10 protein-coding genes are annotated in these 12,141 nt (G+C 67.5%); 1 reads left to right on the forward strand and 9 read right to left on the reverse strand.

The genetic code is table 11. The features are described 5' to 3' along the window. Window positions 1-18: 18 nt before the first annotated feature. Both IFT67_RS11105 and IFT67_RS11110 read right to left on the reverse strand, forming a co-directional pair. Complete coding sequence (locus IFT67_RS11105) at window positions 19-312, reverse strand: RNA-binding S4 domain-containing protein (RefSeq protein WP_192238356.1); 294 nt, start codon at window positions 310-312, stop codon at window positions 19-21. A 7-nt stretch (window positions 313-319) separates the two neighbouring features. Continuing rightward, on the reverse strand, window positions 320-2,812 hold the full coding sequence (locus IFT67_RS11110; protein WP_192238357.1) for a helicase-related protein: 2,493 nt from the start codon (window positions 2,810-2,812) through the stop codon (window positions 320-322). A gap of 198 nt (window positions 2,813-3,010) precedes the next feature. On the opposite strand from IFT67_RS11110, the gene IFT67_RS11115 reads away from it, so the two are divergent. Then, on the forward strand, window positions 3,011-4,522 hold the full coding sequence (locus IFT67_RS11115; RefSeq protein WP_192238358.1) for a peptidoglycan DD-metalloendopeptidase family protein: 1,512 nt from the start codon (window positions 3,011-3,013) through the stop codon (window positions 4,520-4,522). A 27-nt stretch (window positions 4,523-4,549) separates the two neighbouring features. Here the strand turns inward: IFT67_RS11115 and IFT67_RS11120 are convergent, their stop codons facing one another. From IFT67_RS11120 to IFT67_RS11150, 7 genes are all read right to left on the reverse strand, one after another. Continuing rightward, window positions 4,550-5,227, reverse strand: coding sequence for a hypothetical protein (locus tag IFT67_RS11120; protein WP_192238359.1), 678 nt, complete (start codon window positions 5,225-5,227; stop codon window positions 4,550-4,552). An 84-nt stretch (window positions 5,228-5,311) separates the two neighbouring features. Continuing rightward, window positions 5,312-6,964: an ATP-binding protein gene (locus tag IFT67_RS11125; protein WP_244647371.1), complete on the reverse strand. Its 1,653-nt coding sequence runs from the start codon at window positions 6,962-6,964 to the stop codon at window positions 5,312-5,314. Window positions 6,965-7,160: 196 nt separating this feature from the next. Beyond that, window positions 7,161-7,919, reverse strand: a complete 759-nt coding sequence (locus IFT67_RS11130; protein ID WP_244647326.1) for a TIGR02186 family protein — start codon at window positions 7,917-7,919, stop codon at window positions 7,161-7,163. A gap of 10 nt (window positions 7,920-7,929) precedes the next feature. After that, window positions 7,930-8,844, reverse strand: coding sequence for a sulfite exporter TauE/SafE family protein (locus IFT67_RS11135; RefSeq protein ID WP_107963395.1), 915 nt, complete (start codon window positions 8,842-8,844; stop codon window positions 7,930-7,932). Window positions 8,845-8,927: 83 nt separating this feature from the next. Next, window positions 8,928-9,923 (reverse strand): hypothetical protein, encoded by a 996-nt coding sequence (locus tag IFT67_RS20615; protein ID WP_244647327.1) that lies wholly within the window; start codon window positions 9,921-9,923, stop codon window positions 8,928-8,930. Between the two features lie 25 nt (window positions 9,924-9,948). Then, on the reverse strand, window positions 9,949-11,349 hold the full coding sequence (locus IFT67_RS11145; protein ID WP_192238361.1) for a glycosyl transferase family protein: 1,401 nt from the start codon (window positions 11,347-11,349) through the stop codon (window positions 9,949-9,951). A gap of 273 nt (window positions 11,350-11,622) precedes the next feature. Beyond that, the gene (locus IFT67_RS11150; protein ID WP_107963376.1) at window positions 11,623-12,126 is read right to left on the reverse strand and encodes an outer membrane protein assembly factor BamE; all 504 of its coding nucleotides are present in this window, start codon (window positions 12,124-12,126) and stop codon (window positions 11,623-11,625) included. Window positions 12,127-12,141: the final 15 nt, after the last annotated feature.

Consider the following 12,141-nt stretch of genomic DNA (forward strand, 5'->3'; position numbering starts at 1 on the left):
CGTGTCGAGCCTCGTCGGTCATTCGGAAGCCGGGTCGCGGACGGTACCGGCCGGCGTCTTCCCCGCAATCAAATCCTGATAGCATCCTTGCGCCTCGGGCGCCGGCCCCCGCCGCGCTGGCAGCGCCTCGATCCGGATGACGCGGACTTGGTCGTTTGCTGCGAAGGTCAGGACGTTGCCAACCCGCACCGGGCAGTGCGCGCGATCGATCGGGCGGCCGTCGATGCGGAGATGCCCCTTCTCGGCGATCGCCTGCGCGGCGCTGCGCGTTTTCGCGAGCCGCACGAACCACAGGAATCGATCGATCCGCATCGCGCCTTCAACCATGGCGGACCAGTGCGGCCAACCCGGCAAAGGCGTTCTGCCGCGACGGATCGATCGGCGTCGGAGCCACAGCCCGGGCTGGCGGACGCCCACGCCAGACCCAGCGCGGCGTGTCCCCCGCCACCGCCTTGAACCCGAGTTCGGTCATCAACCGCTCCAGCGACGCTGCATCGACGCCGATCGAGGTGGCCAGCGCAGGATCGGGCGCGAACGGCGTGCGACCCTGCCGCGAGTCGTGTGCAGCCCGCGCGATGCGCTCGATCAGGTCGATCCGGACCGCCTGGAGTCCGAGCGGACGGAACCCCGCCTCAAGAACCGCACCTTCGCTGCCACGTGGCAGTACCGTCGCCCCATCTCGCGGGGCGGCGATCGTCGTACCGCGGGCTGCCGCGAGGATACGCCGCCACCGCGCCGACTCAGGCTTCAGCAACCGCGCATCGAACAGGTCGAGCGCCCCGACCGTGATCCCGATTTTCCGCAACCGCTTGCGCTCCTCGGGGTCGATCGCGTCGAGCGCAAGCCGCATCGGCAACCGCGGCAGGATCCCGCCAGCCTCCTCGATCGCGCTGGCTACGGCACGCAACGCCGGCGTGGCGTTGGGATCACGGCTCAATTCGGCAAGGTGGACCAGCACCGCGATCCGCCGTTTGAGCATCCCCCCGAGCCACAGCGCCAGCCGCGCCTCGATCCGCTCCCGCGCGGGCTTGTCGAGGCAGTCGAGCGAGCGGTCGAGAATAAGCTTCGGCCGCGCGAACGACGGCCCGGCGCCAAGCTTGGCGACCGGGTAACCCGCCCAGATGATCTGCGCCGCATCGTCGAGCGCGATATCGGCGTCGGTTGCATCGACCAGCGACTGCCCACGCCGCGAACGTTCCCCGGTAAGCCGCTTCTCCGCCGCCGCGAGCAACAGCCGCTTGTCGCCCGCCCGCGCATCGGCCGCGACGGTAAACCGGAACCCGTCGAGCCGACCGATCGGATGGTCCTCGACCATGACCTCGCCCTCGGGCCCAATCACTACCGGCAGCGCGCCCGCATCCGCCCCGATCTGACGCATCAACGCGGTCGTGCGCTTGTCGACGAACCGCTGCGTCAGGCTCGCATGCAGCGCATCCGACAGGCGTTCTTCGAGCGCGGCCGTACGCGCGGCCCAGAGCGTCGGCTCGGCCAGCCAGTCGGAGCGCTGCGCGATATACGCCCAGATCCGCGTCGCCGCGATCCGCCCCGCGATCACCGGCACATCGCCCGCCACCGTATCGAGCCGCGCGATCTCGTCGGCGAACCACTGGTGCGGGATATGCCCCCGCCCCTCGCTCAAATGCCCGAATACCCGCGATACGAACCGCGCATGTGGGTCGAGGCCGACTTTGCGGAAATCGGGCAAGCCGCATGCAGCCCACAGTCGCGCGACCATTGCCGGATGCCGCGCCCGTTCGCGGACCCAGCCCTCCTCGGCCAGCCGCTTCAAGACGCCGAGATCTAGTGCTTGGGGGGCGGCGCGCAAAACGCCGGCAGGCGGGCGCGCTTCGAGGCTAGCCACCAGCGCGTCGATGCTGGAGAAGTCAGGCTCGCCCTGTCGCCAATAGAGGTTCTCGAGCCGCGGAAACCGGTGCTCCTCGATCGCCAGCACTTCCTCGGGCAGGAACGCGCCGGGGCCGTCGTCCGACAGCGCGCCGAACGTGCCATCACGCTGGTGCCGGCCCGCACGCCCCGCGATCTGCGCCATTTCCGCCACCGTCAGCCGACGCTGGCGCTTGCCGTCGAACTTGTTGAGGCTGGCGAACGCGACATGCGCGACATCCATGTTGAGCCCCATGCCGATCGCGTCGGTCGCGACCAGATAATCGACCTCCCCCGCCTGAAACATCGCGACCTGCGCGTTACGGGTACGAGGACTCAGCGCCCCCATCACCACCGCCGCGCCACCGCGCAGACGCCGCAGCATCTCGGCGACCGCGTACACTTCCTCCGCCGAGAACGCGACGATCGCCGAGCGTTTCGGCAACCGGCTGATCTTCTTCGCGCCCGCATAGGTGAGCGTCGAGAAGCGCGGCCGGTTGACGATCTCCGCGCTGGGGACGAGCTTCTTGATCATCGGTCGCAGCGCTTCGGAGCCGAGGATCATCGTCTCCTCCCGCCCCCGCGCGCGCATCAGGCGGTCGGTAAATACGTGCCCGCGCTCCGGATCCGCCCCCAATTGCGCCTCGTCCAACCCGACGAAAGCGACGTCGCGATCGGGCATCGATTCGGCTGTACACAGGAACCAGCGCGCATCGGGCGGCACGATCTTCTCTTCGCCGGTGACTAGCGCGACCCGGTTCGCGCCCTTGATCGACACCACGCGGTCATAAACCTCGCGCGCCAGCAATCGCAGAGGAAAGCCGATCATGCCGCTTGAATGCGCGCACATCCGCTCAATCGCGAGGTGCGTCTTGCCGGTGTTGGTCGGGCCGAGAACCGCCGTGATCCCGTCGTTCGCGCCGTCGTTCATCCCAGCAACATCGGGGGTAAAGTCTGCGTGCGCAATGACCTGCGCAGAGTTTCCTTGCAGATTACGTCCTGCCCCCGTGCAGCCCCATCTCGCCGCAAACTTAGTCGTGCGTACACATCGGTTAATTTGACTTTAGCATGTATCGACCACAACGACGCCTTGAGCGCCGGGGGAACGGCAACATCGGGGCGGGCCTGCGTGTATCTTCGTAACGATCAAGGCTTCGAACTGGCCGGCGGCACGGCGAGCCCGGCATTCGGTCGCGCGCTTTCGCCGCCTGCCGCTGCTCGCGCGCCCTCTCCCGTCGACGTTCTGCGCGATCATGCCGCGCGGATCGACTGGGTGCCCGATCTCGGCCACCGCATCGGCAGCCTCGATTGGTGGCGCGGGCTTGCGACATGCACCGCCTTGTGCGCAGCGACTTGGGCGCTCGCACCGAATTTCAGGCCACTGGTCGGTGCGGCGCCCTCGCCGCTTGCCGGTGCAGAGTGGGAGGAGACGCGCGCGCAGGGCATCGCGCCGCTTGCCCAGGGCGCGACCACCGGGCGGCGGATGGCGGCGAACGATCTCGTCGCACCGCTCGCGGACGTGCCCGAACGCCCGACGCTCGAACTGTCCGCGACGCTGGGCCAGGGCGATGCGTTCGACCGGGCGCTGATGCGTGCCGGCGTCGGCCGGAACGATGCCGAGGCCGCCGCGGCGCTGGTCGCACAGTCGGTCGATCCCAAATCGATCCCAGCCGGCACGCGGATCGCGCTCACCCTCGGGCGCCGGCCGGACCGCACCGTCGCGCGGCCATTGGAACAGCTCGATGTCCGCGCGCGGTTCGATCTCGCGCTGTCGCTAACGCGCGGTGCGGGCGGACTGACCGTGAACCGCAGGCCGATCGCGGTCGACTCGACGCCGCTGCGGATCCAGGGCTTGGTCGGCTCCAGCCTTTACCGCTCCACGCGCGCCGCCGGCGTCCCCGCAAAGGCGGTCGAGTCTTTCATCAAGGCGATCTCGACCCGACTTTCGCTGGGCCGCGACGTGACGGCGGCGGACAGCTTCGACGTGATCGTCGAGCGCGAGCGTGCCGCGACCGGCGAGACGCGGATCGGCGATCTCCTCTTCGCCGGCATCGACCAGGGGCGCCGCAAGGTGCAACTCGTGCGGTTCGCGCCCGACGCGGCAAACGTCGACGCCGACGAAGAGTCCAACCGCGGCGGCTGGTTCGACGCGAACGGACAGACCGAGCGGCGCGCCGTGTCGGGGATGCCGGTGGTAGGTCGGATCACATCGAGCTTCGGGCTGCGCATGCACCCGCTGCTGGGCTTCACGCGGATGCACAAGGGCCTCGATATCGGTGCGGCCTACGGCTCGCCGATCCACGCGATGACCGACGGCATCGTCGCGTTCGCCGGGCGGACCGGCGGCTACGGCAATTTCGTCAAGCTCGTGCACGGTGGCGGGATGGCGAGCGGCTACGGCCATATGAGCCGGATCGCGGTGGGCTCGGGGACGCGGGTGCGCGCCGGCCAGGTGATCGGCTATGTCGGCTCAACGGGCATGTCGACCGGCCCGCATCTCCACTGGGAAGTGTGGAAGAATGGCGCGGCGATCAATCCGCGCTCGGTCTCGTTCGCGAGCGTGGCCGCGCTGTCCGGCGAGAAACTCCGCGCGTTCAAGGCGAAGGTTGCGCAGTTGCTGGCAGTCCGCGTCGGCGGTTAGCGATCACGCGGTCCCGGACCGCCGGACCTAGTCGTGCGCCGATGGTGGGAGAAAATCGAGCACGGCGCCGGTATAGGTCTCGACGACTTCGCTGAACGGCGTTCCCGCCGCCGTGACGAGAAGCGCCCGGTTCTCGATCACATGCTCGGGAATTTGCAGCATCGGCGGTCCGGCGGGGATCGGTGCCCCGCTATCCCAGCCGTCCGGCAACGGCGACCATAAGAGCCGCGCCGACAGCGTCTGGCGTCGAAACCCGAGCGGCTGCACCACGCGTCCGAACGCCGTGTTGCTCGTATCGAGCGCGGCATTCATCGCCGCGGTCAATCTCGACGGAACATACCAGTTGTCGGCTTCGGACAGCACATGGGTGCCGCATCGCAGCCGCACCCTTCGATAGCGGATCGGCTCTTGATCGGTGACGCCGAGCCGCCGCCGCTGGTCCGCCGTCGGCGCCTTGACCGCCGCGGTATCGCGATCCGCGACGATCCTGGTTCCCGGCGCAGCCATCCGGTGGCGCGCGCACCAGTCGTCCAGCGCCAACGTCGCGCTGTCTCGCGTGAGCAGGTCGATCTCCAGCGACTGGAGGGCAGCGAGACTCTCCGCCCTGCCCACGATATCGCCGGGCCATCGATGAGCGGCGGGAGCGGCCGCGGATGGCGTGGCGAGCATCATGGGAAGCGTGAGGACAATCGCACGGTCGATCATGAACCCTCCGAACACGGCGATACGAGCGCCAACTCGCAGCTTTCTACCGTCGAACCCGCCAGGTTGCGAGCATCACCGGGCGATCTATTTGCCCTGTGCCCGCCAGCGCTGGATCGTGCGGCCGATGATCTGGTCCTCGCCGCCGACGTCGCGCCACAGTTCGGAGAACAGCGGGTCGCCGGACGCCGGGCGCTTCGACTCCTCGAGCCCGTCGAACGAAACACGGATCGGGATCGTCACGCCTTCGCCGCAAATGATGCATTCGCGGTTGCGCAGCGCGGGGATCGAATCGAGGAACCCCCGCGCGCCCTCCGGCATCGCGGCACGGACGAACGCCTGGTCGCGGTCGTTGTTGAGGCGCATCGCGATGATCGTGCCGCACTGCGACAGCACGCCTTCCGCGAGATCGGACGGACGCTGCGTGATAAGCCCCAGCGACACGGCGTATTTGCGGCCTTCCTTGGCGATCCGGCCGAGGATCCGGCCGACCGAACTGCTCGTCTCCGCCCCCGCCGGGATGTAGCGATGCGCCTCCTCGCAGACGAGCAGGATCGGGCGCTGTGGTTCGTTGCGCGACCAGATCGCGAAGTCGAACGTCATCCGCGCGAGCACCGCGACCACCACCGAGGTGATGTCCGATGGCACGCCCGAGACGTCGATGATCGAGATCGGCTTGCCGTCGCCAGGCAGGCGGAAGATGCGCGCGAGGAAGCTCGCCATCGTGTCGGCGACGAGCATGCCCGAAAACATGAAGCCGTAGCGCGGGTCCGCCTTGATCTCATCGATCTTCGCCTTGAGCCGCAGATAGGGCGCGGTATCGCCGGCCCGGTCCATCTTGCCCATCTCGGCGCTAATGATCGTCGTCAGGTCGCTCAGCAGATATGGGATCGGCGCGTCGACGGTGAGCTTGGCGATCTCCTGCCCCAGGCGGCTCTTGGCCTTGGCGGCGAGCAGACATTTGGCGAGGATATCCGCGTCGAACTGCCGTGCGGAGCCGCTGCTGGTGAGGAAAACCTCGCAATGCTCCTCGAAATTCATCAGCCAATACGGCATCTGCAAATTCGAGACGTCGTAGATCGCGCCGTTCGACCTGAACGCAGCGGCATATTCGCCGTGCGGATCGATCATCACGATATGCCCCTGCGGCGCCATCTCGCAGATCCGGTGGAGGATCAGCGCGGCACTGGTCGACTTGCCCGTACCGGTCGATCCGACGAGCGCGAAATGCTTGCCAAGCATCGCGTCGACATACAGCGCGGCGCGGATATCGGTGGTCGGATAGACCATGCCGACCTCGATATTGGCGCGGTCCTGAGCCGCATAGACCTGCTGCAGGTCGGCGGTGGTGATCGGGACCACCTCGCAACCCGGCATCGGATAGCGCGTCACGCCGCGGCGGAACTTGTAGAGCCTGCCGGTCAGTTGCTCCTCGTCGCCTTCGCCGAGGAAATCGATCTCGGCGGAGATGCAGGTGCCGGCGGTGTCCTCGAGCTTCAGCGAACGGATGTTGGCGACCAGCCACGTCGTACCGACGCGCATCTTCACCTGACTGCCGACCTGCCCCGCCGCCGCGACCACGGGATCGGTATCGACCGACGCCGCACCGAGCGCGGCGCGATCGAGCAGTACGCGACTGCTGGAGCCGGCGATTGCGAAGACGACGCCGATCGGTGTGGCGGGGCAGCACGATGCAGCGGGGGCAGCCGATGCGGCGGGCGATATCCCCGGCGCGACCATCGGTCCGCCGGTTAACGGTACTGCCCGCAGGAACGCATCATGGCCCGACAAGTCGCTCATTCCGGCAAGATCTCCAGTCATTACAGCGACTGTGGCACCCAAGGCGTAAATATCCGGTGACGACCATGTCGACGATCCGAGCCGGACGACCCCGAGACGATACTTCGACTGTAGCCAATTCTGCGTCCGACGATCGCTACAGTCTGCGCGCGATCCAACCCGCGGCCCAGCCCAGGAATACGGACAGCGCGACCGCGACCAGCCCGTACATCACTGACGAACGATCCGCGGCGCGCGCGACGAACCGCTCGAAGCCCGATTTGCGGATGTCGATATCGCGCACCGCCGCCGCCAGCACGCGACCGTCGCGGATGAGGAACGTCTCCGCGGTAAAGCGGCCGACGGGCACGCGGGCAGGGATCGAGACGCGGGCGCGGTAGAGGACTCCGTCGGTGATCTCGACCGCGCCGGGAGCCTCGTAATACAGGCCGGCACGACGCTTCAGATCGACCAGCCCCTTCTGGAAACGATCCTGCGTATCGACCGGCGCACTGGAAGCCGGGGACAGTTGCAGGCTGTCGAGCCCGAGCTCGTAGATCGCCCGCGTGCGATCGTCGACCAGACGGTCGATCGGCTTGGACGAGGCGATCGCGTAGAAACTGGGCGCGGACCGATACCGCAGGCGCGAGGCGTTGACCCATATCCCCGCGACCTTCTCCTTCTCGCGCATCAGGATCGATTGCGTCGGCCCCTTCACTACCACGACGATTTCAGTCGGATGCTCGTCGCTCGGCAAGCGACCGCCGGGGTAGAGGATCGCGCCGAACAGGAGCAGTTCGGCACCGGTGAAGCTGTACGCGATCTCGATATTGCGTTGCGAGACGTCGGGCACGAGCACGGGCTTGGCCTGCGCCATCAGCAGCGGCGCGAGCAGCAGGAATGGCCAAGGCTTCATGCCACGGCGCTCACGACAACGTGACCGAGAAGATCTCCTCGGGGCGCCAGACGAGACCAAGCAGGATCCGCACGCCGATCAGCAGCACCATGACGGCAAGCGCGAGCCGCAGATATTCCGGACGGAACTTGGTCGCAAACCGCGCGCCGACCTGTGCGCCGACGACCGAACCGAGCAGCAACAACCCCGCGAGGACGATGTCCACCGCCTTGGTCGTGGTGGCATGGACCATCGTCGCGACCGCGGTGACGAACAGCGTCTGGAACAACGACGTGCCGACCACCACCGACGTCGCCATGCCGAGCAGGTAGATCATCGCCGGCACGAGGATAAAGCCGCCGCCGATGCCGAGCAGGATCGTCAATATGCCGGTAAAGAAGCCGAGCAACAGCGGCGCGAGCGGCGAGATATACAGGCCCGACGCGTAGAAGCGCGTACGCAGGGGAAGCGCGGCGACGAGTGGGTGGTGGCGGCGCTTGCGGGCTTTGGGCGGTCGGCCGGTGCGCGCGCGGCGGATCGTGCCAACCGATTCGCTCGCCATCATGCTGCCGATCGAGCCGAGCATCACGACGTAGACGATCGCGATCACCGTATCGATCTGCCCGCTCTGCTGGAGCAGCCGGAACAGCCACGCCCCGAAGAACGATCCGACGACACCGCCCGCGACGAGCACGCCGCCCATTTTCGTATCGACGCCCTTGCGGCGGAAATGCGCGAATACACCCGACACGCTCGCGCCGGTCACCTGGCTCGCGGACGAGGCGGCGGCGACGGTCGGCGGAATGCCGTAGACGATCAACAGCGGCGTCGTCAGGAAGCCTCCACCGACCCCGAACATCCCCGACAACAGCCCGACGCCTCCGCCAAGCAGGATGATGACGAGCGCGTTGACCGACAGGTTGGCGACGGGGAGATACAGATCCACGCCCTCAGCGTTACACCGGATTGCGCGCGCGGGGCTAGGCTGGACAAACATGGATCTGCATCGGCTTGGTCGTGCGGCGAGTGTCAGAAATCGCTGCCGATCGAGAACGCCGGCCCCGAGCCTGGCCGCGCGCTGCCGGCGATCCGTTCGCGCCAGTCGAGCGCGAGGCGGATCGTCCTGCCGGCGACCGGAACGGTGGCGACGATCGTCGGGCCGATATCGAAGCGCTTGGCGCCGCGCTGGGCACTGCCCCAGGCACCGAGACCGATATCGGCGCGTGCACCGCCGAACTTGCCGAGCGGATGCGTGAAACGTGCCGAGGCATCGACGAACGCTTCGACGCCATCGCGCGCGATCGCACCGGTCTGGCCGTACGCTTCGAGGCGGATGCCCGGGGCTATGTCGGACGGGCCATAGCCGGCGATCACCCCGATCGTGGGGCCGCCGCGTCCGCCGTCGAGGACGAAGCGCTGCTCGGCCACCAACCGGACCGGTAGGCGGGTCGGTTGCCATTCGATGCCGAGCGCCGCCTCGCGCCCGACACCCTTGAGGGGTGCGGCAAGGCGTGCTGCCAGCGCAAACCGACGCCGGGTGCCAAGCGCATAGGTCAGTCGGACGCCACCCTGCGAGGCGCCGAGCTGCCCGCCAGAGACTGTGCCGGCAGGGCCGCCGCGGACGAGCAACCACGCGCTGCCATTCAATCGGGGCAAGCCGCGGGCGGCGGCAGGCGGCGCGCTAGGCGACGGGATCGAAGCGGGCCGATGCTCGGCGTCGGGTGGTGAGAGCCGAGCCACATTGGCGTCTTGGAGAGGCGGTTCGACGGCTCTCGGAAACGATACCCTTCCCACGGCGATCGGCGTTGGCGACCCTGCGATCTCGACCACCTGTGTCGAGCGGACCGGTGCCGACACGCTGCGAAAAACCGCGGCCGCAACGTCGGGCACGAGAACCTTTATCAAGCGGGGAACCACGTCCGATGGCGGGATCGAACCGATCTCGGGGATCAGTAACGCGACACGGATCAGCACCCAACCGCCCAGCGCCAATCCGAGGAACCGCAGCGGGCGTCCGCCGGTCATCGGTTTCGGACGGTCTCGGGGGCTCTCATGGAGAAACCGTCGACTGAGCGCACGGCATGTCCGGAAAATCGTGGCGTGTCTTGTCCCACACCGGCGCGGCACCGCGCAGCATGCCGATGTATAGGATCACGGCGCGCGGCGCGGCGACCAGCGAGACGAGATTGCCGACCAGAAACCGTGGAAGCGACCACATCGCTTCGCGCACCCCGTAACTGCGGCCGGTGAAAAGCATGCGGATCGCGAGTCGCCACGCGAGCAGCGCCGCGTTGGCGACCAGCAGCCAGAACGCGACCGACCGAGATGCCGCCGGATAGACAGGGTTCGCATAGGGGGATGTTTCGCCGAAGACCCAGTGGAGCAGCAGCGATCCGCCCCACGCCGGAATGGCGATATAGGCGACCGCGAGGATCACGACCGCCAGTGGTGCGCGCCGGTCGCGCATCCGCATCCAGTGATCGGCAAACGCGCGCGGCCGCCCCCAGCCGGTGCGATCCCAGCCGGCGAGAGCGATACCCGTCATCCACCGGGTCTTCTGGCGAATGGACTCCCTCATCGTACCGGGGAAATAGGCACGGACCGCGACGACGGTGCCCGCATCGTCCGCGGCGACCCGCGCAAAGATGCCCCGCGCGCCGAGTTCGGCGAGGCGCAGGCCAAGCTCGTAATCCTCGGTCAGGCTGGAGGCATCAAACGGGTCTCCGCCGCGCGCCTGGGCGATCATCGCCAGCACGTCGGGCGCGATCGCACATCCGGTACCGGCGAGCGGCATTCCCGCGCCGAGCGCGGTCCGGACGATGATCTGTTTTGCATGCGACTCGGCGAACTCGTCGGCATAATGACCCGACACGAGCCTTGCGCCGCGATTGACCAGCGGCAGCACCGGCAGCTGCACCACCTCGTATCGGTCGATCAGGCTGTCGAAGACGCGCAACTCCTGCGCATGCACAACGTCCTCGGCATCGTGGAGCACGATCGCCTTGGTCTGCAGCGTCTCCCGCGCGTCGTCACGGCGCAGAGCCCGCCACAAGGTGTTGAGACAATCGGCCTTGGTCGTCGGTCCGTCACGCGGGCCGATCACCATTCGGACCCGCGCATCCCGTTGCGCAACCTCCGCGACGGCATCGATCGTGCCGCGATCGTTGGGATAGACGCCGACATAGATCCGGTAGTCGTCGTGATCGTAGCGTGCCAGCGCGGTCGCCAGCATTCCGCCGATGACCGCGACCTCGTCCCAGGCGGCGACGAACACGGCTATCCGACCGGGTCGAGAGGGAGGTGGCAATGTCGCGAGCGTCAGGCGTGGGCGGCGTCCGTACCGAACCCGCAGCACGATGAAGATCACGTCGATGAGCAGATCGTCGAGCCCGCCCAACAACAGCCCGACGCCCGCGAACAACATGGTTTCGCGCGCGAAAACGTCGATCATCCACAACGACTCGGTCACGTGCACCCCCGCTGCATGGAGGTACGCCACGTTATGTCCGTTTCGGATTCATTCGGGTCGGAATCGGATGTTTAGGAAATATCTCTCGCGTCTTGCTGCACGGGCTGAACCTTCCTGCCCGGCGAACATTACGTCCTTGATCCCTTTCCCCCCTTTCGGGATCGGTGCCGACCAATGCCCGGCCCGGCCGCACCGCGGTGTAGCGCGGTGCGGCCTAACCCTCGCAGGTCAGGCTGCAGACGTCATACCCGTAGCTTAAGGCCGATCGCGACCGCCGCCGCCGGTGTTGCTGCCACCGCCGCTGCCGCCGGCCCCCGCCGCGCCGACCGTGCCGATGTTGCCGAACAGATCCTGGAAGAACCCGCGCTGGCGGCCGAGCGTCGGCGTCTTCTTGCCATATGGGCTGATCGAGGCGACCTGCTCCAGACCGCCGCGACGGATCGCGGTGACGGTGCCCTTCGCGTCGAAGCTGATCTGCAGCGTGATCTGCGCGTTCGGGCGCGGGTTACGGAACGCGAGGTTGCGGCTGTCGCGCGCGAGATAATACCAGTCGCCCTGGTCGAACTGTCCGGCAAGCGTCGGCTTGCCAAGCGTCGCGAGCACCGACTGGCGGTTGTCGACGCCCGGCTGGACCGAGTTCACGAGGTCGGTATCGACGACATAGCCCTGGTGCGAGCGCAACTGGGTGCAGCCCCCACTGGCCAATGCGGCGACCGCAAGTGCTGCGGCGAGACCCGTACGGGCGGAAAACACGCTCATATAAACTCCCAACCG

Source organism: Sphingomonas sp. CFBP 13728, from assembly GCF_014841895.1.
Classification (GTDB): domain Bacteria; phylum Pseudomonadota; class Alphaproteobacteria; order Sphingomonadales; family Sphingomonadaceae; genus Sphingomonas.